The organism is Ruegeria sp. CDSC085 (assembly GCF_059610465.1).
The window spans coordinates 271,357-295,096 of record NZ_JBXWNR010000003.1; the positions used below are offsets into that span (position 1 = coordinate 271,357).

Below are 23,740 nucleotides of genomic sequence, written 5' to 3' on the forward strand. Positions count from 1 at the left end.
CTTTCACCCCATTCCCCGATGTGCCAACCTGCGCGCAATCAGAGGAGGATCATATGGCGATCACGACCTGTGTGTTCGACGCCTACGGAACATTATTCGATGTTGCTGCGGCTGCCCGACAGGCGGCAGACGAGCCGGGCTTTGAAGCGCTGAAAGACAAGTGGCCTACAGTCGCGGGACATTGGCGCCTGAAGCAACTGCAGTACACATGGCTACGCGCCGTAGCGGATGCGCATGCGGACTTCTGGGATGTCACCCAGGACGGGCTGGATTGGGCCTTGGAAGCCGCGGGCTTGCAAGGCGACCCGGAACTGCGCCAGCGTCTGCTTGATCTCTATTGGGAGTTGCAGGCTTACCCCGAGGTTCCTGCCATGTTGAAAACCCTCAAGGATGGTGGGCTGCGGACAGCCATCCTGTCCAACGGTTCGCCCCCCATGCTGGAAGGCGCAGTGCAATCTGCCGGGATTGGCGATGTGCTGGATGATATTCTGTCGGTCGAAAGTGTCGGCGTCTTCAAACCCCATGCCCGCGTCTATGATCTGGTGCAAGAAAGGTTTGGCTGTGCCCGCGATGAGGTTTTGTTCGTCAGCTCAAACGGTTGGGATGCTGCCGGGGCCAGCGGGTACGGTTTTGTAACCGCATGGGTCAATCGGATTTCTGAACCTATGGACCGCCTTCCGTGGACACCTGCACATGTGTTGTCCGATTTGACCTCGGTTCCCAAGTTGGCCGGTCTCTGATGCCAGAATTCATGACAACGGACGGCAGGCGCATCTACTATGAGGAAACCGGGACCGGCACACCGCTTTTGTGTCTGGCCGGCCTGACCCGAAACAGCCGCGATTTTTCATTCTTTGCGCCATATGCCTCTGACCTGCGCATGATCACTATGGATTACAGGGGGCGCGGCCGTTCGGAATATGATCCCGATTACATGAACTACAACATCTTTCGCGAATCCCATGACGCGATTGAGCTGCTGGATGTTCTGGGGATCCAGAGAGCCGCCATTCTGGGCACATCGCGCGGCGGACTGATCGCCATGACGCTGGCCGCAAGCCATCCTGAACGTCTTGCCGCTGTTATTCTGAATGACGTGGGACCAGTTATCGAGCCGACGGGTATAGCTAAAATCATGGCCTACGTGGGCACACAACCCGCTGCCAAAACCCATGATGAAGCTGCCGCTGCATTGAAACACGTCATGGAAGCGCAATTTCCCGGAGTTCCGTTGGAAACCTGGCGCAAACAGGCTGAAATTCAGTATGAAATGCGGGACGATGGGCTGAAACTTGGATATGATCCAGCCTTGCGCAAAGCGCTTCTTGAGCAAGCTGCAAGCGGGGCAGCACCTGATCTATGGATACTCTTTGAAGCCTTGCGCGACATTCCCACCGGTGTGATCCGGGGCGCGAATTCCGATATTCTGGGCTCGAACACGCTGACGGAGATGCACAGCCGCCTTCCCGGCCTGATTTCGGTCGAAGTGCCCGATCGTGGGCATGTTCCGTTCCTGAACGAACCCCAATCACTGGACCTGATACAGAAGGTATTGAAGAACGCCGCATGAGCACACTTGAGATGATCGAAGCCGCCGCAGATCGGCTGAAAGGACACGTCCGCGAAACACCGATCCTGTCGTCGCCCTTTCTCGACAACCTCGCAAGCCGCCGAATCTGGGTCAAACCGGAATGCCTGCAACATACCGGCAGTTTCAAGTTTCGCGGCGCGTGGTCGGCCATTTCCGCGCTGGATGAGGGCGTACGCAAGCGCGGCGTGATCGCATATTCATCGGGCAACCACGCGCAGGGCGTTGCGATGGCTGCTTCGAAACATCGTATTGCCTCGGTCATCGTCATGCCGTCAGACGCGCCGCAACTCAAGATCGACAATACCCGCGCGCTGGGCGGAGAAGTCGTTTTGTACGATCGCGCGAATGAAAGCCGGGAGGAGATTGGCGAAGCCATCGCGGCAGAGCGTGGTCTGACCCTGATCCGCCCCTATGACGAACCGCAGGTCATCGCGGGGCAAGGCACAACTGGGCTTGAAATCGCGAAGCAGGCTGCGGAACTTGGGGTTTCGCATGCGGATGTTCTGATCTGTTGCGGCGGAGGGGGTTTGACCTCTGGCATTGCGCTGGCATTGGAAAAACACGCGCCGAACTTGCGGGCGCGGCCCTGTGAGCCGGAAGGGTTCGACGACGTCAAACGATCATTGGCGTCAGGTCAAATTCAAAACAACACTGCGGCTTCAGGAAACATATGCGATGCCATCCTGACACCACAGCCTGGCGACATCACCTTTCCGATTCTTCATCGTCTTTGTGGGCCCGGAATGTCTGTCACCGAAGAAGAGGCGTTGCAGGCCATGGCACATGCATTTCTGCGCCTCAAAATCGTATTGGAGCCCGGTGGTGCCGTAGCGCTGGCCTCGGCCCTTTTCCGGGGCAACGAGATCGAGGGTGACGATGTGATCGTCGTCACCTCGGGCGGTAATGTCGGTCCGGAAATATTCGCTAAGGCGTTGGAATTCCTGACCTGACAAGTGTACCAAAGCCGTGCAAATTGCACCAGGAACGCCGTGACGACAAGGACCTTTGTCATGATGATCGCTGATCTGGGCGACGTGAAGCTGAACTATCGCATCGACGGCCCCACGGACGGTGCACCCATTGTGTTTGCCAATTCCCTGGGAACCGACCTGCATCTATGGGATTCGGTGCTGCCATACATGCCCGACGGGCTGCGCATCATCCGATATGACAAGCGTGGGCACGGGCAATCCTCGGTGCCGCCTGCACCCTATTCGATGGGCGCTTTGGTGCGGGATGCAGAGGCGCTGCTGGATCACCTTCAGGTTCGCGATTGCGTTTTTGTCGGCCTCTCGATTGGCGGGATGATCGCGCAAGGGCTGGCCGTCAAACGCATGGACCAGATTCGTGCGCTGGTGCTGTCGAACACCGCTGCCAAGATCGCCACGCCTTCGGTCTGGCAAGAGCGCATTCAGGCGGTGCGAAAGGGCGGGATCGAGGCTCTGGCCGATGCCACGATGGAGCGCTGGTTCTCGCGCGAATACCGCCGCGCGCAAAACCACCTGCCCTGGCGCGATATGATGGTCAGCCAACCAGTCGAAGGGTATCTGGGCTGCTGTTCCGCCATTGCCGGCACCGACTTTTATACCCCCACAAGCGGCCTGCGCCTGCCCACGCTTGGGATTGCGGGCAGCGAAGACGGATCTACCCCGCCCGATCTGGTGCGGGAGACGATTGATCTTGTTCCCGGATCCCGATTTCGGCTGATCCGCCGCGCAGGACATTTGCCTTGCGTTGAGAAACCCGCGGAATACGCAGAAATCCTGACCGGATTTCTGACCGAAATCGGACATGTCTGAAGGAGAATGACATGGCGTCCTTCCTGTTGGTCCATGGCTCGTGTCACGGCGCCTGGTGCTGGCGCGACCTGATCCCCGCTTTGGAAACCCTGGGCCATTACGCCCGCGCCATCGACATGCCCAGCCATGGTGCAGACCCCACGCCGGTGGCCGACGTCACGCTGGACAGTTGCCGCGATGCCATTTTGAACGCCTGTACACCCGATACGATCGTCGTCGGCCATTCCTGGGCCGGCTTTCCGATCAGCGCAGCAGCCGAGGCGCGTCCAAATGCGATGCGCGCCTTGATTTACCTGTGCGCCTATGTCCCTCGGGATGGTCTTTCGATGGCAGAAATGCGCAGACGCGGGCCGCGGCAAACCATAGTTCACGCGGTAGAAAAATCTGCAGACGGGCTTTCCTACACCGTGTCCGTAGATGCCATCCCAAAGCTGTTTTATCACGACTGCCCGGACGACATCCTGCCTTACGCGTACGCGCGCCTGTGTCCGCAAGCCATCCATCCACAAGAAACACCGCTGCCAGTCGGTCCGCGCTTTGCCAAAGTCCCCAAGGCCTATATCCGAACAACCGATGACCGCACGATTCCAACCGAGTACCAGGCAGACATGAGTTCCTGCGTTCCCGAAGATCTTCGGCGCACAATCGACAGCTCACATTCACCGTTTTTTTCACATCCGCAGGAATTGGCTGAGCTTTTGTCCGAACTGGAAGGCAAACTCTAGTAACCTGTCTTAACGACATGGGTTGTGAGGGCGAACTCTCTCTTCCCTCATTCGTCGAGCATGAATAGGGTGCCGCACACAACTCATTTGTTCTGGTCCCATGCGTCTGCCGTTTTTCTTCATCCTCAGCATCGTCATGATCGATGCCATGGGCATTGGTCTTGTGATGCCGATCATGCCGCAACTGATTGTCGAGGTTCAGGGCGGCACCCTGGCCAATGCCGCAATCTGGGGCGGTGTCCTGAGTACAGCGTTTGCGGCAATGCAATTCATCTTTGGGCCCATTCTGGGAAACCTGTCCGATGCTTATGGGCGCAGAACCGTATTGCTGGTGTCTTTGTTCGTCATGGCCTTGGACTACATCGTCATGGCCGTGGCGGGCAGCATCTGGCTTTTGCTGGCCGGTCGTATCATCGGAGGCATTACGGCGGCCACCCATTCGACAGCCGCGGCTTTCATGGCGGATGTGTCCGACCCAAAAGACAAGGCCGCAAATTTCGGCCTTCTGGGCGCGGCTTTTGGCGTAGGTTTCGTCCTGGGTCCGGTGATTGGCGGATTGCTTGGCGAATTCGGAACCCGGGCGCCATTCTGGGCTGCGGCAGGGTTGGCGGCGCTGACCTTTTGCATCGGATACTTCGTGATGCCTGAAACGGTAACCGCCGAGAACCGGCGTGATTTCAACCTGCGGCGCGCAAATCCGGTGAATTCGCTTCGCGCCATTGCAGCATTGCCGGGCATCCGGCCGATGCTGTGGGTCTATTTCCTGTATTCGGTTTCAATCTACGTCTATCCCGCCATCTGGTCTTACTTCACAACCGAGCGGTTCGGTTGGTCACCACAAATGATCGGCCTGTCTCTTGGTGTCTATGGTATCGGAATGGCCGTCGTGCAAGGCGGCCTGATCCGCCCGGCCATCCGGCTTTTGGGCGAGCGGGGTACAATCATCTATGGCATGGTTTTTGAAATCATAAGCTTTGCCATTCTGGCCTTTCTGACCAACGGCCTGATCGCATTGCTTCTCATCCCAATTACCGCCATTGGGGCGGTCATCACGCCCGCCCTTCAGGCAATGATGTCGAGGGCCACACCAGATTCGCAGCAAGGCGAATTGCAAGGTGTCCTGACTGCGTTGCATGCGCTTTCCATGGTGATCTCACCGTTGGTGATGACCAGCGTATTCGCACAGTTCATTCGACCCGACACCCCGCTCTACCTGCCCGGCGCCCCTTTTCTGTTGGCACTTTTGTTGATGCTGGCAGGATTTCTTCTGTTTAGGCGATCCCGGCCTGCCGTAGCGTAACAACGACACGCAAATGGCGGTTTCTGCCTTGCGAGCCGCCTTTTCCCACGCCACCGTAAACCCAACCGGAGTGAGGGAAAACATGCAAAAAATCAAAGCAGCAGTTTGCCGGGCATTTGGCGAGCCATTGGTGATCGAAGAAGTCTATCTGGCGCCCCCCGGCACGGGCGAGCTCGAGGTGACACTGGAGGCTGTAGCCATCTGTCATTCGGACATTTCATATGCTGACGGAGCATGGGGAGGGTTCCTGCCAGCCGTTTACGGGCACGAAGCCGCAGGCGTGATCAGCGCGGTCGGAGAGGCGGCAGGAGATTTCAAAGTCGGCGACCCTGTGGTGGTGACTCTGATCCGCGCCTGCGGGTCTTGCCCTGCCTGTGCAGGCGGGCAACCGACAATTTGCGAAACACCGTACGATACTGTCAAAGGACCATTGAAAACGAGCGACGGCGGCCCACTCGAACAGGCGATGGCATGCGGGGCCTTTGCCGAAAAGGTCTTGGTGAGCCACCGCCAGATTGTCAAAATCCCCGAAAACCTGCCCAAGGAACTGGCCAGCCTGCTATCCTGCGGCGTGATCACCGGGGTTGGTGCTGCGGTGAATGCGGCAGGCGTGCGCCCCGGTCAGGACGTTGTGGTCATTGGGGCGGGCGGGGTTGGCCTGAACGCAATTCAAGGCGCGCGAATTGCAGGCGCGCGGCGGATCGTGGCCGTGGACATGACCGAAGAAAAGCTTGAGATCGCCAAAGAGTTCGGCGCGACCCACGGCGTCCTGGCCAGCTTGGATCAACCATGGAAAGCCGCATACAGGGCGCTGGGTGGACGCGGTGCCGATGCCGTTCTGATCACCGTCGGCGCGATTCCCGCTTATGATCAGGCCCCGCGCTATCTTGGGCGCGGCGGTAAGGCAATCATGATCGGGATGCCACATTCCGGTGACATGGCCAGCTATGAACCCGTTGTATTGGCAGCCCTGGGTCAGGGCGTCGTCGGGTCGAAAATGGGCGACGTTGTCATTCAGCGTGACATACCCTGGATGGTGGACCTGTACGCACAGGGACGGCTGAAACTGGATGAGCTGATCTCGGGCCGCTGGTCACTGGATCAGATCAACGAGGCCATCGCAGACACCAAAACCGGATCGGCCAAGCGAAACGTGATCCTGTTCGACAGGACCTGACCCACCGAAAGGATTTGGGATGAAACTGCAGGATCTCGACATCATCGTCACCGCCCCGCCCGCTCCGGGCTGGGGAGGGCGCTACTGGATACTTGTCAAAGTGACGACTGATACCGGCATCACCGGCTGGGGTGAATGCTATGCCTCGTCCGTGGGGCCCGAGGCGATGCGTCATGTCATTCAGGACGTGTTCGAACGACATATGCTGGGCGAGAACCCCGAGAACATCGAGCTCATGTTTCGTCGCACCTACTCCAGCGGCTTTACGCAGCGCCCGGACCTGACGGTGATGGGTGCGTTCTCGGGGTTGGAAATTGCCTGCTGGGATATTCTGGGCAAAGACCGGGACAGGCCGGTCCACGCGCTTCTGGGTGGCAGGATGAATGACCGGATTCGGGCCTATACTTACCTGTATCCCCTGCCTCAGCACAACCTGAACGATTTCTGGACCTCTCCCGAACAGGCGGGCGAAACGGCGGCGGAAATGGTGCGCCGCGGCTACACCGCCGTGAAATTCGACCCGGCCGGTCCCTATACGATCCGCGGCGGCCATATGCCCGCGATGAGTGACATTTCCATGTCTGTCGCCTTCTGCAAAGCGATCCGCGAGGCCGTGGGGGACAGGGCGGATCTTCTGTTCGGCACACATGGCCAGTTCAACACGGCCGGGGCTATTCGGCTGGGACAGGCGTTGGAACCATATCAGCCCCTTTGGTTCGAGGAACCTACACCGCCTGACAATATCGAAGATATGGCCCGCGTCGCCCGCAACGTACGCATACCGATTGCTACCGGAGAGCGGATGACCACGAAGGCAGAATTCGGAGCCGTCCTGCGTGCCGGAGCAGCCGAGATTCTGCAACCGGCGCTGGGACGTGCAGGCGGAATCTGGGAGATGAAGAAAGTCGCAGCCATGGCCGAGGTCTTCAACGCTCAGATGGCACCGCATCTGTATGCCGGTCCGGTCGAATGGGCCGCCAACATCCATCTGGCCGCTTCCATTCCCAATCTGCTGCTTTTAGAAACCATCGAAACACCGTTCCACGATCAACTGATCAAGGGCTCGATCCGGATCGAGAATGGGTTCGTCGCCGCCCCGACAGCTCCGGGCCTTGGGATCGATGTCGACGAAGACCTGGCCCGCGCGCACGCATATGACGGAGAAGGGTTGCATCTGCAAATGCAGGAGGACCCATGCGACTACGTTGACGGCAACGCTTTTCAGGGGGGTGCTCCGGCAACCGAGGGGTGACAATACCAGTGGCCTTGATGCATATTGCCATCACAAATCACGATACAACGGTCAGAAAGTGGCACTAAACGAAACCGGACCTCAGGCACACCTAACAGACGCTCCGTCGGACATGAAAGATAGTGCAGCACGCGCGGCTGCATTTCTTAAAACACTGGCGCATGAGGGGCGCCTGATGATCTTGTGCCATCTTGGTAGTGGTGAAAAATCCGTCGGCCAGCTTGAAGATTTACTTCAGTTGCGGCAGGCCGCAGTCAGCCAGATGCTGGCCCGCCTGCGCGAGGAAGAGTTGGTCTCGACGCGTCGGGAAGGCAAAACGATCTACTATTCATTGCGCGACGGAAACACTGAAAAAGTGATCCGTCTGCTTTACGATCTGTTCTGCGACGCGGACTGCTGATCGCTAATTGGACACATATCCGGCAATAACCTGCAACAGCTTGAACGCGGTTGCTGCATCGTTTTCCACAACGGCAAGGAATTCTTCTTCACCGATCCGCAAACAGGAAAGCGGGGTTTCTGCCACCATGCTTAGCGCACGTGGTTCTTTTCTGATCAGGCCCAACTCTCCGACCAAAGCGCCGGGCCCGACTTTGGTGATCAATTGGTCAGGCCCCTGTTCTTGTGGCAGGTAAAGACCTGCTTCGCCCTCCAAAACCACATAGGCGCCGTCGGTGGGCTGGTCATCTTTCAAGAATACCACCTGCCCTGGCTCGGCATCAAACCAGCGCGCACCAAAGGCCAGCAGACGCAGCTGCCGCCGATCCAGACCCGAAAACAAGGGGGTTTGTTCCAAGGCGCGTAGTTTCCGCGTCAAATCTGCCGATGCTGCACTGTCTTCCTCCACTTCCACGGGTCCTCCGTCCGAGACCACACGACCTTGCATGATCTCCACGTACATGTCGAATGCACCAGGGTTTTCGAACCGATCATTCAAATAGATAACGGTGGTTTCCGGCAGCAGCTCACGGAGCCGTTTAAAGACGGCCACCTGCGTTTTCATGTCATAGCTGGCCAGCGCGTTTTCCAGAATCAGAATATCAGGTTTCTTGATCGCCGCACGTGTAAAGGCCAAGGGTTCGGCAAACACCGCCGGAAGATTCTGACCGCCCAGAGCAACCTGAACATCATAAATCAACTCAGTAACCAATGGGCGCGCGCCGTTTTCCGCCAACACATCGACAATCAGCTTGCGGGCTTCATCCGAACGGGCCCCGCCAATTTGGCTGACTTTCCCGAACAGCGCATTTTCCATGACCGTCAATCCAGGCGCAAAGACGTCCGGATCCAGTGGAACGAAGACGTCCTTCAAACGCTCCATCAGTTTCTCGGAATGGCTGTGCCGCAGTTCGAGGATGCGATCCTTCAGTTCATCCGTGAACGCAGGCCCGATCTGTTCGGCAGAGATCACAAAAGGGACGGCCAGCATATTGGCCAACTGTTCGTCATCCAGCCCGTCCGAACCTTCTTTGCGGGTCTGGTCCACCAGATCCACCGCGACTTCATAGGTCTTTGCGTCAAGACCGAGCTTTTGGAACAACGGGTGGTCCGTTCCATCGATCCCGAAGATCTGGCGCAGCATTTCGATCACATCGCGGGTCAACGCGATCAATGTCTCGTCCAGCCCCAATTCGCGTAACTGTCCTAGAAAAACCTTCTGTTGCGCAAGCAAAGCTTGTGTCACAGGAACACGTGGCGTTGCGAAAAGCAGGTTTTCAGCCACAGGCAGGGCCGCGTTATACGCGTTCCGGTCAAAGACAAGTGCCTGTTGTTCCAGTCCCGCTTCACGAACGGCTTGCTGCACAAGCGGGCGCAACTCGATCAGTTTCTTTGCCAGTTCACAATGCTCGGCCGCATCAAAACATTGTTCCGCGCCCCGTTGGAACAGCGCTGCGCCAAACCCCATTCCATCAATCAACTGCAACCACCAGGCACGCAATTCTGCGGCGTCCTGAAAGCCGGCCAGAGATGGATCAAGCCATTCCGCCCTGAACGGGTCGGCACTGTTCCCCGCCCTCAGGGATTCGAGAAAATCCGGATCGTCCGTGGAGGCAGTCAGCGGTTTGAACCGCATCGGCATCATCACGTTGTCGCCCAACGTACCCTGAAACATGACTGGGCGCGATGTGACATACCCGATACGTACGGCGACAACTGCCTGATGCAACTCAGCCAGTTTCATATCCCCGATCCGCACCTGACCGGCACTGGGCCGTATTTCCCGTGTCAGCAATTCGCCAATGGCGCGTCGATCTTCTTCACTGGGTGCGGCGATACCAATTGTCTTCCCGGCAGGAAAACTGAGGTCCAAATCATCAAGCACCTGATTGCCATCCATGTCCCGCACCGAAACATGATCCAAAACAATTTTGCCGTTCAGGTGTGGCCACTCGGCAGGTTCACCTTCAAACAAGGTTTCATCGAGCATTCCGGCCGGAGCAAACCGGTCAATGACCACGTCCCAGCGCAGCGACATGTCCTGGGTCTGGTTGTAGTAGGTCAGCAGCTCTTTCCATGGTGAGCTAAGATCCTTGTACGCAGCCAATGCGGCAACCAGCGCCCCCAGCGAAACCGAACCCTGAAGCACCAACAGACCGCCAATCAGGTAGAACATGAATGGTGTAAGTTGCGAGATGAAGTTATTCAGGAACTTCATGAAGAACTTCTTTTGATAGATCTGGAAACGGATGCCGAACAGGCGACCCAATTGCTCAGAGATCATCGACCGCCGATAACGCCAACCGCCATTGGTCCGCAGGGTGGACGCGCCCACCGCGTTCTCGCCGATCTGCGCGGCGAGAACGCGAACCTCCTGAATGCGTTTTTTGTTCAGCAGGTTGATCTGGCGCTGTAGTTTGGGGATCAACCAGGCCTGCAACGGAATGAGGGCCACAGCGGCAAGCCCAAACCAGACGCTTTGCAGGAACAGGAAGGAAAGTATGGTGATCATTTGCCCGGCCTGCAGAACCGGTTGACTGATCGCATCGCCCATCAAGCCGCCCATCGGCTCGCTTTCGGCGGTGATCATTGACACCATCTCGCCCTGGCTGACTCGCTCGAAATAGGGTTGAGGAAAGCGCAGCGCCCGATTGATCAACTGATAGCGAAAGCGCCGCAGCATCCGTTCACTCAGCACACCTTTCATGGTGTTGATGCGCATTTTCATCAGGCCATGGCACAGCACTGCCGCCAGAAAGGCAAAGCACAGAATAATCAGAAAATTGGTCTGCGACATAGAATAGCCCCAGACTGTCACCTCGGAGGTGGACGACCCGATCGCGTCATTGATTATTCGTTTTGGCAACTCAAGAGTGAGGTACAGCAACGGAAACAACGTCGCCGTCACAGCCAGCAGGATCAGCTGTTCGCGCTTGGAGTATTTCCAGATAAAGCGGAATATTGTGCGTTCTATGGAACCTGCCCCTGCTGCTGACCGACGACGCGGATTGAACGTAATGCATGCAATTTCAACAGCATGAATCAAATGTCATCCAGATAGGATAAGCAAATTTTTTCCTTTTGGAAAATTTCTTGATGCAATGTGAACTAGTTCATTTACGCGAGCCCGTTTTATTGCCTAATGTTGGACTGAGAACGATATCGGGAGGGTTCTTTTGGCAGCCAGTTTTGGCGCAGTGTTTCTTATGCTTTGTCTTTTGCTGATCAAGCATATGTTCGCTGACTACTACCTCCAGACACCGAAGATGCTCTCCGGCCGGGGTGAGTATTTTCATTTGGGACGCGCGCAACATGCCGCTGTGCATGTTGTGGGTTCTGTCGTCGTTTTTTTGGTATTCGGCGCACCGCTGCTTTTCATTCTGATCATCGCGGCGCTGGAGTGGTTCATCCATTTCAATATCGATTACATCAAAGCCAGCTATTCAGACAAAAAGCGGCTTGAGCCAACGCAAGCCGCTTTTTGGCGAGCGGCAGGTTTAGATCAGTTGATGCACAACCTGACTTATTTGGCGATGGTTTGGGCGTGGGTCACCTTCGCCGCCGCCTGATCCGTGCTAGGCTGCATGGTCCAATACACCAAGCCGATAGGCCGACAGCCACATCCGATCCAGCACATCAATCTCATCAGGGTCGAACCGGTGCTCAACTTCCCAATACCGACCCGAGGCAACATAGTATCCAAGGTCGTTTTCAAAACGCCTTGCTTTTTGCATGGCACTAACAGCGGGAAGCGGTGCTGCAGTCAGGTCGGATATCCTGGCTGACGGGAAAACCAGCCGACTCGGCCCATTGGACAACCGCACGGTTCTGCACCCCTGAGCGCCCGCGAAAAGCCCCAGCCGTGCGGATTTCGCTTCAAGCGAGCGCAGTGTCACATCCTTTCGCAACGGGTCTGCAGTGCCGTTTCCATAAAAATGCGTTCGCCCCGAACCTGAATACATCATGTCGCAGCCAAAAAACGCCAGTACATCCGGTTCCAGAGCTGACAAAGCCCAATATCCAGCCGTGAAAGCCATCGTTCCGCCAGCGTAGACGAACCCACCATAGTGATTCTGTCTGGGGACGTATTCGTCGGCAGTGACTATGTGTTGAGTACCGAGGACGACCGCAGGGCGGCGCTCTGCCGGAAAATCTTCAGGATGGATCAGGTAATCCCAGTCGTCTCGGATGCGCCACGCGTTGTTGATGGCAACGACATATGTGAATGGCACGCGCGACCATGTCCGCGCCGCCAGCGCCGAAGGGGCACTACCAAGGATCAATACGGTGGTCTTTGGGTCGGTCATAGTGGGGCCACGCTTGTTGACAGCCCCACACGACATAGACCTTTTGCGTAACGCGGCTAGCCCAGAACCGAGAAACTGCTTTCTTCATTGATCGGGCGTTTGCGTGAGTAGAAACCCACGTCGATTGTCCGCTTGATGTATGGCAATTCGAACTGCAACGGGTTCGCGTCGTGATCCGCGCCACTTTCGCAGTAGTCGATCAGCGCTGCCATCATCTTGCCCGCAATCGGCGCGTTCTTGTACTGGTTTCCGCTGGAACCACAGGCCATGTAAAACCCCGGCAGGCTGGATTTGTCATAGATCGGAATCCAGTCGGTCGAAGCATCATATAGGTCAACCACACCGCGCGTCTTTGAAGGAATGCCAAGGCTGGGCACACGCTGCGCGTACCGCATCGCCTGTGTGGTCCATTGGTCGGTGAATTCCCGATTGTAGTTCACATCGTCCTCGCACCACTGATGCGGATCACACTCCGGGTCTTCCGATCCAACAAGGATGTGATTGCCGTGTTCCGGGCGGCAATAACAGGCAATGTCGCTGTCCGAGACGATGGTTCCGTCATTTTCAAAGTCGAACCCTTCCGGGGCGGGAACATGCACGACTTCCTGCCGCAAGGGCCGGGTTTTGATGGTCATATCGTCCAGAACACCGGCCATCCCGTTGATGAAGGCCGAACCCGGTCCCGCAACGTTGACAACGACTTTGGCGTGGATTTCCTCGCCCGAAGCCAGCTTGACACCGGAAACACGCCCGTCCTCGGTCAGGATTTCCGTGACTTCAGCACCGGTACGCAGCTCGGCCCCGTGCTGTTTCGCAGCATCCATCAGGTTCTGCGCCGACAAGGCAGGGTCTGTGACATATCCCGCCTGAGGCCAGTACACACCGCCCGACATCTTGCGCCCGTTGGGCTGGCCGAATTCCGGATCATCCATGCGCCGCGCCGGCGCAAAGCTGTCCAGCGAATAAACCGGCAAGCGTTCAACCACTTTCTCACCTGACCATTCCTCAAACGGGCAATCCAAATCGGACGAATTGCGTATGTGCTTTTCCAGCATCCCGTTCGCTTCGGTCTTCATGACCAGGCAACCGGTTTCGCGGAACTGCGCAAGGTTCGCGTCCTCCGGCAAGCCAAGATACTCAGCCCAGTCGCGCCAGTAGTGGTATCCTTCCCAGGCAAACGCGGTTCCATCGAAAGTGGAATAATGCATCCGGACAATCGCACAGGACCCGGCCGTAGAACCGTGCCCGACCTGAGAATTCCGATCCAATGACAGGGTTTTCCATCCCGCTTTGGACATCTCGAACGCAATGGCCGCGCCGATCACGCCAGTACCGATGATGATTGCGTCTGGTTGGCTCATGTCTGGTTTCCTTTCCAAAAGCGCAGGGAGTATGCGCTGAATTCTTCAACTTCTTCAGGCTTCGGCTCGACACCGGTAAAGGCGTAGAGGTAATGCGGCACCATCGAAAGCCGCATCTCGATGGGTTCGTTCAATTGCGCCAGATCATAACCAATCTGCATGTAATACAGCACGCGTGCCCGGGTTTCGGCTTCGATCTCGGAATATCCGTAGCGGGCGAACATGGCGTGCAGCGCTTCCAGCCTGCGGGCGTCCGACTGGTCCAGCGTACGTCGTACCTTGCCCGACTTGCGCGCCCAATCACGTACGGCAAAATCCAGCGCGGTGTCGAACAACTGGGTATTAACCACGCAACGATGCACGTTGCAGACGGCCGCCGTGATCGTCTTGGCCGGGGCTTCGGCCTGCGCGATCAAAGCGGCCGTGTTGGTCGCCTGCCAGCGGGCCAGCAATGCATCCAGCAACTCCTGTCGGGATTTGAAGTACCAATAGAAAGACGATCGGGATACCGCCATCCGTTCGGCCAGGTTCAGAACCTTGATCTGGTCCACCCCGTCCGAAACCAGCACATCCATCGCCACGTTCAGCCAGTCGTCACGCGTGACCTTGATGTTGCCGACCAAGGGTTCGGCCTCAGGGTCATCACGATGAAGGATAGGTTTCGTATTCATTCAACTCTCCGGAGGTGCACCGCCCTCGGCGGTACGACGGGCAATGAAGTCATGTAAATCGCCTATCCGATCATTGTCGACAGCGGGCGCCTGGAAGTCATTCAGAATGCCCTTCCAAACGTCCGTCGCCCGATGACTTGCGTCCACCGAACCACGCTCGGCCCAAGTGCCGAAATTGGCGTAGTCATGGACATGCGGTTGATAAAATTCAGTGTTGTAGCGCTCCATCGTCTGGCTTGATGCAAAGAAGTGACCACTGGGTTCAACCTCGTTCAATGCAGTTTCAAAACCAATCTCGGACGGCCCCGCCTGCGCGCCCGCACAGAGTTCGGCGACCATGTTCAGCACTTCCGCATCGCAGACCAGCTTTTCGAAGGAAACCGTCAACCCGCCTTCCAACCAGCCTGCGGCGTGGATGATCACCGTTGCGCCGGCCATAAGGCATCCCCAAAGCCCAAACTGGTTCTCGTTTGCGGCCTGTACATCGTTGATGTTTGACGCCGATCCGGCAGCCGACCGCCAGGGCAATCCAAGATGCCGCGCCAGTTGGCCCGCAGCCAGCGATGCCTGAAAGTGCGACGGCGTCCCAAAGGCGGGCGCACCGGACTTCATGTCAACATTACTGGTGAACGTGCCATAACAGACCGGAGCACCAGGATTGGCAAGTTGGGTCAAAGTCAGCGCGGCAAGGGCCTCGGCATGAGACAAGGTGATCGCCCCGGCCACAGTGATCGGTGCCATCGCGCCCATCAGGGTAAAGGGTGTGATGATCGACATCTGGCCGTGGCGGGCGAAGTCGATCAGACCTTGCGCCATGGGGATATCCAACGTGCGCGGGCTGTTGGTGTTGATGATCGTATAGCAATGCGCATGGCCCCGGAACGCATCATCCGAAAGACCGCGTGCTGTAGTCAGCATCTCAAAGCAGTCCATCACCTGCGGGGTTCCACGCGAAAAGAAGAACGGAAACTTGTCCGTCAGTTCCATCTGCGCCCGGGTCGTGAAGTAGTGACGCAGATGGGTCGGCACATCCTGAGGCTCAACCTGAGGCGAGATCATCTGAAACACGTCGAAATGATGCGTGAGCTTCAGAAATTCCAGATAATCCTGACCCGTCGCAGGGCGCCGACCGCGTTCAAGATCGGTGGCATTCGGGGCACCGGCTCCGGGCTGGAATACCAACGAGCCCAATTCCAGAGTGAAATCGCGACGCCGGGCACCGGCGCGACAGGCAATGGATTTGGGCGCTGAGGCGGCAGCGGTCTCGACGATCTCGCGTCCGATAAAAACCATCTCACTGTCTTCATCCACCCGCGCGCCGCCCTGTTTGAACAGTTTCCGCGCCTCGGGAAGCAGGGTCTTTACCCCCAACTCCTCCAGTGTCCGCAACGCGGTGTCATGCATGTCTGCGATTTGGTCGACCGGGAACACTTCCATCAATGGAAAAGGATTCCTGAGGTGGCGATAGTTCACATCGCGGCTGGGCTGCGGGGCGGCTTCAGTCCCCCGCCCACGCCGTCGGCGTCCTCGCTCCGGAGCAGTCATGATCAGCCTCGCATCGCTTTGCCCTGAGGATCATAAGGCGACGGCGCAATCACGCGCGCCGGACGTTCAACCCCCACCACGTGGACGGACAGTTCCGTGCCCGGTTCGGCTTTGTCCCGATCGATCAACGCCATCGCCAAGGACTTGCCAACATAATGCCCGTAACCGCCCGAGGTTACGAAACCAACGCGCTCTCCATTAGCCCAGACCGGTTCGTATCCACTGGCATCTGCGTCCAGAGCATCAATTTCCAGTGTCGCTTGAACTTGCGCGGGGCCGTTGCCGTCGCGTTCGGCAAGCGCGCCCGCCTTTCCAACAAAGTCTTTGTCCCAGTCGATCCAGCGATCCATTCCGGTCATACCCGGTGTATAGGCTTGCGTGAATTCCGCCGACCAGATGCCAAAGCTCTTCTCAAGCCGTGTTGACAGCATCGCGTTGAAGCCGCATTCGCGGATACCTTCCTCGGCCCCCGCTTCCAGCAAGATGCGGCGCAGCTTGATGTGGTCGCCATAGCGACAGTTGATCTCGTACCCTTTTTCTCCGGTCACCGACATGCGGGCCACCCGGGCGCGCACGAGGCCGATATCGAAATCGCCGCAGCCCATGAATTTCAAGCCCGAGATATCCTGTTCCGCCAGTTTTTCGACAACCGCCTGTGACTTCGGCCCGACCACGGCAAAGCCACAGTATTCCTCGCCCAAATCACGGATATTGACCCAATCCGTCACGTGATCGTCGAACCAGCGCATATGCCAGGCCCGCAGATAGTAACTGCCCATGATCCACAAGGTCCCGTCGCCCCAGTTGAGCACGGTCAGATCGCCCTTCAGGCGCCCGTCTTCACCCAGCATCGGGGCAAGCTTGGCGCGGCCCGGGCCGGGCAGTTTCGACGCCATGACATTGTCGAGCCAGGCTTCCGCGTTCGGACCGGAAACCTCGAACCGCGAAAAGCCCGAAATATCCAGCAAGCCCGCACCTTCGCGGATCACTTTGCATTCCTCGGCCACAATGTCATGCGCGTTCGAACGCTTGAGAGTTGGCGTTTCCTCGAACCCTTTCGGCGCGAAATAAAGCGGCACTTCAAGATCCCAGCTCACGCCCCATTTGCACCCTGCCTCGGTCATCGCGTCATGCGCCGGGGCCATTTTCAGCGGCCGCCCTGCGGGCAGTTGCTCGTTCGGATAGGTCATCACGAAGCGGCGGGAATAGAACTGGCCGGTAGTTTCGCGGATATAGCGCTTGTTCTGTGCAAAATCGCCGTACCGTGCCACATCCATTGGCCAGGCATCTGCCTCAGGCTCGCCATGGATCATCCATTCGGCCAGCGTCTTACCGACACCGCCGCCTTGTAGGAACCCGGCCATCACCGCACAGGCGGTCCAATAGCCGCGCTTGCCTGGCACCGGGCCGACCAGCGGGTTTCCGTCTGGCGAGAAGGTAAACGCGCCGTTCACCCATGTCTTGATACCGACCTTCTGGATCGCTGGATAGCGTTCGAACCCCAGCATCAGCTCGTTTTCGATACGGTCCAGCTGCTCCTGAAACAGTTCTTCGCCATAATTCCAGGGTGCACCGTCCATGGCCCAGTGCTCGTGATCGACCTCGTAGATGCCGACCAGAACACCCTTTTGATCCTGCCGCATATAGGTGAAGCCCTCCAGATCCACGGTCATCGGCATCTCGAAATCGGCCGCCGCAACCTCGGGCACCGTGTCGGTGATCAGATAGTGGTGTTTCAGCGGAGAAACCGGCAGCTCGACCCCCGCCATGCGTCCCACCTGTTTGGCCCACAGACCGGCGGCGTTGACCACATGTTCGCAGGTGATCGTGCCCCTGTCGGTCACCACCTGCCAGCCATCCGCCGTCTGGATCAGTTCCTCAACCTTGGTTTCCTCGTAGTATTCCGCACCTCTTTTTCTGGCCGCGGTCGCGTAAGCCTGAACGGTGCCGGTTGTATCGATATAGCCCTCACGATCTGCCCACATCGCACCCAGAACACCATCCGTGGACATGATCGGGCAACGCTTCTGCGCCTCTTCCGGGCTCAACAATTCGCAATCGTCGATGCCGATGGACTGGAAGATGCGGTAGTTGGCCTGTAACCACTCCCACCGTTCGGGGGTTCCGGCGAGCGTGAGACCACCGGTCATGTGCAGGCCGATATTCTGGCCCGATTCCTTTTCGATCTCGCTGAGCAGATCAATGGTATAGGCCTGCAAAGACGCCATGTTCGGATCAGCGTTCAAAGCATGGATGCCACCCGCCGCGTGCCACGACGAACCAGACGCCAACCGCCGCCGCTCCAGCATGACGACATCCGACCAGCCGAACTTGGCCAGATGATACAGAACCGACGCCCCTACAACGCCTCCTCCGATGACCACTACGCGATATTGGGACTTCATCCCGACCTCCCTGAACAAAACCTAAGGAGACGCTAGTGGCACTGTTCACTTCTGTCTAGACATTTCTGTACAGTGCTGATCACGGCGAAACCCGGCACGGCTTGGCAAGTTTACAGGCTTGCGCTTGGACGAGATTGGATAGCCTGAAACCACGCCAGGGTGGCAGCGTTGTCTTCCGGGATACGCATCTTGATGACACGGGCGAAATCGACAAAAACGAAAGCCGAGATATCCGCTAAAGAAAATACGTCACCGGCCACAAACGGGCTTTCCTTCAGACGTGACTCCAGCATTTCAAAGAATGATGACACACGCTCGCGCCCGCGCTGCGCAAGTTCGGGTATCTGCGCTTGGTTGTAGGGGCCCGGAATGGCGCGATCCTTGAAGGCCGGATGACCGTTGCGCAAAGCCTCGGCAATCGGCGCCCCTCCCTGCTGTTCGACAATCGCGTTCCACATCAGGACCAGACCTTTTTCCTCGGGGGTTCGGCCCATCAAAGGCGGTTCGGGAAACTGTGCTTCCAGAAAAGCCGCAATGCCCAGGTTTTCTGTCAGAGCGGTTCGGTCATCCGTTACCAGAACTGGGATCGTGGCCCGTGGGTTCACAGCGCGAAAAGTTGCGCTCAATTGTTCGCCATTCGCAATCGATATATCACGTGTTTCGATATCCAACCCTTTTTCGGCAATGAACATGCGCGCGCGGCGAGGGCTCGGAGCAGTAGAGCAGTCGTAAAAAATCATGGCATTACCCCTTTTCGGTCAGCGGCGATAGATGAAACAGCGTCCTTCAACGGCACCTTCGGGCAATGGCATCTCGGTCAGCCCTTCGAAATACATCCGATCACTTGAGACCATCAACCCGCCCGGAGCAAGCAAAGGCTCGATGAGAGGAGATACAAACCGCGCAAACTTGTCGTTCTTTTCGCGATTGTGCCCGCCAAGATCCGCGTGGATCAGGCTGGCTGAAGCGCCGAACCGTTCAACCGATGCAGGCAGGGTGTCCCGCACATCGCCCAGAATCACGCGATCTTCGGGCGGGGTAGAGTCAGGGTGCGAGGCCACCATGCGTTCGAACACATAGACCGGGCGGCCATCCATGTGCTGCACAAGATGGTGATATGTACGCCCGTTGCCCAAACCCAATTCGAACACCGGACCTGTCATGCCTTCAGTGTGTTTGATTGCGTGATCCAGACAAGCACGCTGTGACACCATGCGATCGATGAACAGATCCAGACGGCTTTGATTCTCGGACACCGGAAAATATCTCCTTGATACAACTCGAGAGCATAAATGCGCCCAACACCGCCCTTGATGACAAAATCTCAAGACTTTGTGTAGCGTTGAAGCCCTTAGTTTCACGATTTCGCGACATTTCGGCCCAAGAACGGGTTTGACTAGACGGGCGGAACCGCGCGACACTGAACGAAAAATCACGGGGAGTTGAAGTAACCGATGTCATCGAACGGTCAAACGGGTGGAAAACCCGCATGAGCGCGTTGTTGTCCGTAAGAGACCTTAGCATCGGCTTTGGGACGGGCAATTCCGTGGTCACGAATGTGAACTTCGATGTCGAAGCCGGACAAACCCTGGCCTTGGTCGGTGAATCGGGATCGGGGAAAACGATCACGTGCCGCGCAGCCTTACGCATTCTGCCCCGTTCGGCGCAGATCCGAAACGGCACGATTACACTGAACGATTCCAAGGGCATGTGCGAACTCACGACAGTGTCTGAGCGTGAGTTGCGCAACATCCGCGGCAATCGGGTTTCGATGATCTTTCAAGAGCCCATGCGATCACTGTCCCCGCTACACAAGATCGGCAATCAGGTCAGCGAGGTTTTGTGGTTGCATCGCGGGCTGTCCGAGTCCGCGGCACGCAAGAAGGTCCTGACGCAGTTCGAACGCGTCGGTTTCCCAGATCCGCAACGGGCCTATGACTCGTACCCTTTCGAGTTGTCAGGTGGCATGCGCCAACGTGCCATGATCGCCATGGCCATGGTGTCCAAACCGGAATTGCTGATCGCGGATGAGCCAACCACTGCTCTGGACGTGACCACCCAGGCGCAGGTTCTTGGCCTGATCAAGGAATTGCAGCGCGAAACCGGCATGGCGCTCATTCTGGTGACTCACGATCTGGGCGTAGTTGCCAATATGGCCGAGCAGGTCGTCGTGATGCACAAAGGTCGCGTCATGGAGGCTGGCCCCGCCGCACCGATCCTGACTGCGCCCGCACACCCATATACAAAGCAGCTTTTTGATGCGGCCCCGGAAATACCGGATCAGGATGCGGTGGGTATACCGATGCCCGACACGGATCTGATCCTTCAGATGAAGGATGTGTCCAAGACCTACACCATGCGGTCTAGCAAAGGATGGCAGTCCGATAAGGCAATCTATGCCTGCCGCGGTGTCGACCTGAATCTGGCGCGCGGCAAGACTTTGGCAATTGTCGGTGAAAGCGGATCGGGAAAGACAACGGCGGCCCGCATCGCGTTGGGGGCTGAATTGCCCGACCCTGGTGGTGAAGTCCTGTTTCGTAGTGCCCCCGATGCCGACCCGATCACGGTGCACAATATGACCCGAGCCCAGCGCACAGCGTTTCAGCGCAAGGCACAGATGGTATTTCAGGACCCTTACAGTTCGCTCAGCCCCCGGATGCGTATACAGGACGCCATGACCGAACCGCTGGAAATCCACCGCATCGGCACAACAGCCGAACAGCGCGACAAAGCCGCCGAGATGTTGCAGCGCGTCGGCCTGACGGGTGATATGCTCAAACGCTACCCACACGCGTTTTCCGGCGGGCAGCGACAGCGCCTTTCCGTGGCCCGCGCCATGATGCTGGACCCACAATTGATCGTGTGCGACGAGCCCACCTCGGCATTGGATGTATCTGTTCAGGAACAAATCCTGACCTTGCTGGAAAACCTGCAAGACAGCCTGAACCTGTCCTACCTGTTCATCTCACATGATCTGGCCGTTGTCGCACGGATCGCTGACGAAGTTGCTGTCATGCGACGGGGTCTGATCGTCGAACAGGCACCGCCTGAAACTCTTTTCTACAATCCGCGCCATCCATACACCAAGGCGCTGATTGCCGCTCAACCCGAACCCGACATCAATCGACCGATTGACCTTCAATTGGTCTCTCTGGGCGCCGGCGCGCCGGACAGTTGGGATGAAGCCTTTCGTTTCTCGGACACCGTGATACCTTCACTGGTGGAATTGGAACCGGGCCATAAGGTACGTTGCCATGTTTAAGACCACTCGCCCTCTGATGCTGGCTGTTATGCTGGCTTTTTCAGGGACGCTGCCCGCCGCAGCAGAAGCCATCCCGACACCTCAGGAAAGCGCCTTCTGGAGCGCCGAGGTTGAAAGCGGCAATCTTCCGCCGGTGCAGGAACGTTTACCCAAGGACCCCTTGATTGTGGATCTGACCGCAAAAGGAAGAGAATTCGGAACGCCGGGCGGCACTCTGCGTACCATGGTCACGCGATCCAAAGATATAAGACAGATGGTTGTCTATGGGTATGCAAGGTTGGCCGGGTACAACCAAGACTATGAAATCGTACCCGACCTGCTGGCCTCGTTTGAAAACGAGGGCAATCGCAAGTTCACCCTGAAACTCCGCGAAGGGCACAAGTGGTCGGACGGCTCACCTTTTACCTCGGAAGACTTCCGCTATTGGTGGGAAGACGTCGCCAATAACGAGTTGCTCAGCCCGTCAGGCCCACCCGATTTTCTGATCGTCGAAGGCAAAGCCCCCACGGTCACGTTTCCTGATGAAACCACTGTGATCTTCGAATGGAACGACCCCAATCCGGACTTCCTGCAGTCTTTGGCACAGGCGCGCCCGCCCTTTATTTATCGACCGTCCGCCTTTCTGAAACAGTATCATGAGAAATACGCGGACGCAGAAGAGCTTGCCTTTCAGGTTGAAGATGCCCGGGTCAAAAGCTGGGCAGCGCTGCACAATAAGCTGGATAACCTTTACAAGTTCGACAACCATGAGCTTCCCACGTTGCAACCTTGGTTGAACGCCAGTTCGGGCAAGAAGATCCGCCACAACTTCGTGCGCAACCCATATTATCACCGCATCGACAGCAAAGGGGTGCAACTTCCCTATATTGACGTGGTCGAAATGGAAATTGTCGCGTCCGGTCTTGTTGCCGCCAAGACCAACGCCGGTGAAAGCGATCTGCAAGGCCGTGGTCTTGCCTTCCGAGACGCGTCGATCCTGAAGAAAGGCGAAGCACAGGGCGGATATAAAACGCTGTTGTGGAAAACTGGCGTAGCCTCGCAGATCGCGATCTATCCGAACCTCAACTTCGCCGATGACGTCTGGCGCAATGTATTGCGGGACGTTCGCGTGCGGCGGGCCTTGTCGCTGGCCATCGACCGGCAATCTATCAATCAGGCCCTCTACTTTAAACTCGCACATCCTGCTGCGATGTCAGTTCTTCCCGCCTCGCCATTTTACAATGAAGAGAATGCCGCGGCATGGGCGCAATACGATATCGATCAGGCCAATGCGCTTTTGGATGAGGCCGGTCTGGATCAGCGCGACAAGAACGGCGTCCGCCTGTTGCCGGACGGCCGCCCGATGGAGCTGGTGATCGAAACCGCAGGTGAGCGGCAAGAGGTTGAAAACGCCCTTCAGATCGTAACCGACACCTGGCGCGAAATTGGGGTCAAACTGGTCATGCGCCCGCTGGACCGGGACATCCTGCGCAACCGGGTTTTCGCAGGAAACTCGATGGCATCAGTCTGGTTCGGCTGGGATGACGGCATCCCGCAGGCACATACATCGCCAGCGTATCTGGCCCCGACAGATCAGGTATTCCTGGCCTGGCCAAAATGGGGGCAGTACTATCAGACCGGTGGCGAAGCGGGTGAGGCCCCCGACATGCCAGAGGCCGAACGCCTGATGGAGTTGGCACATGAATGGCAAATTTCCACGACCGATGAAGCACGTGAAGCCGTCTGGACCGAGATGCTTAGCATCCACGCGGGTCAACTCTATGCCATTGGCATCCTGAACGGAGCCCCTCAGCCTATTGTCGTGTCAAACCGCCTGCGCAACGTGCCGGAACAGGCTATGTGGGCTTGGGAACCCGGTGCACATTTCGGCATTCACCGCCCGGACGAGTTCTTTTTCGCCGACTGAG

At 57.4% G+C, this 23,740-nt stretch carries 20 protein-coding genes; 12 read left to right on the forward strand and 8 right to left on the reverse strand.

Annotated elements, in window-relative coordinates:
* The first annotated feature begins 53 nt into the window (after positions 1-53).
* From AC2FJB_RS07710 to AC2FJB_RS07750, 9 genes are all read left to right on the forward strand, one after another.
* A complete protein-coding gene (locus tag AC2FJB_RS07710; RefSeq protein ID WP_496676711.1) occupies positions 54-740 on the forward strand; it encodes a haloacid dehalogenase type II in 687 nt (228 codons plus the stop codon).
* Positions 740-1,570: an alpha/beta fold hydrolase gene (locus AC2FJB_RS07715; RefSeq protein WP_496717794.1), complete on the forward strand. Its 831-nt coding sequence runs from the start codon at positions 740-742 to the stop codon at positions 1,568-1,570. Before AC2FJB_RS07710 ends, AC2FJB_RS07715 begins: the two co-directional genes overlap by 1 nt.
* Positions 1,567-2,541 carry a threonine ammonia-lyase gene (locus AC2FJB_RS07720; RefSeq protein WP_496717795.1) on the forward strand — a complete coding sequence of 325 codons (975 nt, stop codon included), beginning with the start codon at positions 1,567-1,569 and terminating at the stop codon, positions 2,539-2,541. Before AC2FJB_RS07715 ends, AC2FJB_RS07720 begins: the two co-directional genes overlap by 4 nt.
* Positions 2,542-2,601: 60 nt before the next feature.
* Complete coding sequence (gene pcaD / locus AC2FJB_RS07725; RefSeq protein WP_496717797.1) at positions 2,602-3,390, forward strand: 3-oxoadipate enol-lactonase; 789 nt, start codon at positions 2,602-2,604, stop codon at positions 3,388-3,390.
* An 11-nt stretch (positions 3,391-3,401) separates the two neighbouring features.
* Positions 3,402-4,115, forward strand: a complete 714-nt coding sequence (locus AC2FJB_RS07730; RefSeq protein ID WP_496717799.1) for an alpha/beta fold hydrolase — start codon at positions 3,402-3,404, stop codon at positions 4,113-4,115.
* 100 nt (positions 4,116-4,215) lie between these two features.
* Positions 4,216-5,415: a TCR/Tet family MFS transporter gene (locus AC2FJB_RS07735; protein ID WP_299898438.1), complete on the forward strand. Its 1,200-nt coding sequence runs from the start codon at positions 4,216-4,218 to the stop codon at positions 5,413-5,415.
* 82 nt (positions 5,416-5,497) lie between these two features.
* Positions 5,498-6,592 carry a Zn-dependent alcohol dehydrogenase gene (locus AC2FJB_RS07740; protein WP_496717801.1) on the forward strand — a complete coding sequence of 365 codons (1,095 nt, stop codon included), beginning with the start codon at positions 5,498-5,500 and terminating at the stop codon, positions 6,590-6,592.
* A 19-nt stretch (positions 6,593-6,611) separates the two neighbouring features.
* On the forward strand, positions 6,612-7,844 hold the full coding sequence (locus AC2FJB_RS07745) for a mandelate racemase/muconate lactonizing enzyme family protein (RefSeq protein WP_496717802.1): 1,233 nt from the start codon (positions 6,612-6,614) through the stop codon (positions 7,842-7,844).
* Between the two features lie 112 nt (positions 7,845-7,956).
* Positions 7,957-8,244: an ArsR/SmtB family transcription factor gene (locus tag AC2FJB_RS07750; protein WP_496717803.1), complete on the forward strand. Its 288-nt coding sequence runs from the start codon at positions 7,957-7,959 to the stop codon at positions 8,242-8,244.
* A gap of 3 nt (positions 8,245-8,247) precedes the next feature.
* On the opposite strand, the gene AC2FJB_RS07755 is transcribed toward AC2FJB_RS07750, so the two are convergent.
* Positions 8,248-11,244: a cyclic nucleotide-binding domain-containing protein gene (locus AC2FJB_RS07755; protein ID WP_496717832.1), complete on the reverse strand. Its 2,997-nt coding sequence runs from the start codon at positions 11,242-11,244 to the stop codon at positions 8,248-8,250.
* Positions 11,245-11,488: 244 nt separating this feature from the next.
* Here AC2FJB_RS07755 and AC2FJB_RS07760 point away from each other — a divergent pair, with 244 nt between their 5' ends.
* Complete coding sequence (locus tag AC2FJB_RS07760; RefSeq protein WP_117872835.1) at positions 11,489-11,851, forward strand: DUF3307 domain-containing protein; 363 nt, start codon at positions 11,489-11,491, stop codon at positions 11,849-11,851.
* A gap of 6 nt (positions 11,852-11,857) precedes the next feature.
* Here AC2FJB_RS07760 and AC2FJB_RS07765 read toward each other — a convergent pair whose 3' ends face one another.
* From AC2FJB_RS07765 to AC2FJB_RS07795, 7 genes are all read right to left on the reverse strand, one after another.
* Positions 11,858-12,589 carry a hypothetical protein gene (locus AC2FJB_RS07765; RefSeq protein WP_299898431.1) on the reverse strand — a complete coding sequence of 244 codons (732 nt, stop codon included), beginning with the start codon at positions 12,587-12,589 and terminating at the stop codon, positions 11,858-11,860.
* Between the two features lie 56 nt (positions 12,590-12,645).
* Positions 12,646-13,950 (reverse strand): NAD(P)/FAD-dependent oxidoreductase, encoded by a 1,305-nt coding sequence (locus AC2FJB_RS07770; RefSeq protein WP_496717805.1) that lies wholly within the window; start codon positions 13,948-13,950, stop codon positions 12,646-12,648.
* The gene (locus tag AC2FJB_RS07775) at positions 13,947-14,621 is read right to left on the reverse strand and encodes a TetR/AcrR family transcriptional regulator (RefSeq protein WP_117869816.1); all 675 of its coding nucleotides are present in this window, start codon (positions 14,619-14,621) and stop codon (positions 13,947-13,949) included. Before AC2FJB_RS07775 ends, AC2FJB_RS07770 begins: the two co-directional genes overlap by 4 nt.
* Positions 14,622-16,166: a trimethylamine methyltransferase family protein gene (locus tag AC2FJB_RS07780; RefSeq protein WP_496717806.1), complete on the reverse strand. Its 1,545-nt coding sequence runs from the start codon at positions 16,164-16,166 to the stop codon at positions 14,622-14,624.
* A 2-nt stretch (positions 16,167-16,168) separates the two neighbouring features.
* Positions 16,169-18,571 carry a GcvT family protein gene (locus tag AC2FJB_RS07785; protein ID WP_496717807.1) on the reverse strand — a complete coding sequence of 801 codons (2,403 nt, stop codon included), beginning with the start codon at positions 18,569-18,571 and terminating at the stop codon, positions 16,169-16,171.
* A 110-nt stretch (positions 18,572-18,681) separates the two neighbouring features.
* Positions 18,682-19,311: a glutathione S-transferase gene (locus AC2FJB_RS07790; RefSeq protein ID WP_496717808.1), complete on the reverse strand. Its 630-nt coding sequence runs from the start codon at positions 19,309-19,311 to the stop codon at positions 18,682-18,684.
* Between the two features lie 18 nt (positions 19,312-19,329).
* Positions 19,330-19,827 carry a class I SAM-dependent methyltransferase gene (locus AC2FJB_RS07795; protein WP_496717809.1) on the reverse strand — a complete coding sequence of 166 codons (498 nt, stop codon included), beginning with the start codon at positions 19,825-19,827 and terminating at the stop codon, positions 19,330-19,332.
* A 233-nt stretch (positions 19,828-20,060) separates the two neighbouring features.
* Here AC2FJB_RS07795 and AC2FJB_RS07800 point away from each other — a divergent pair, with 233 nt between their 5' ends.
* Both AC2FJB_RS07800 and AC2FJB_RS07805 read left to right on the forward strand, forming a co-directional pair.
* Positions 20,061-21,833 (forward strand): ABC transporter ATP-binding protein, encoded by a 1,773-nt coding sequence (locus AC2FJB_RS07800; protein WP_496717811.1) that lies wholly within the window; start codon positions 20,061-20,063, stop codon positions 21,831-21,833.
* Complete coding sequence (locus AC2FJB_RS07805) at positions 21,826-23,739, forward strand: ABC transporter substrate-binding protein (protein ID WP_496717813.1); 1,914 nt, start codon at positions 21,826-21,828, stop codon at positions 23,737-23,739. The genes AC2FJB_RS07800 and AC2FJB_RS07805 overlap by 8 nt, the downstream gene beginning before the upstream one ends.
* Position 23,740: the final 1 nt, after the last annotated feature.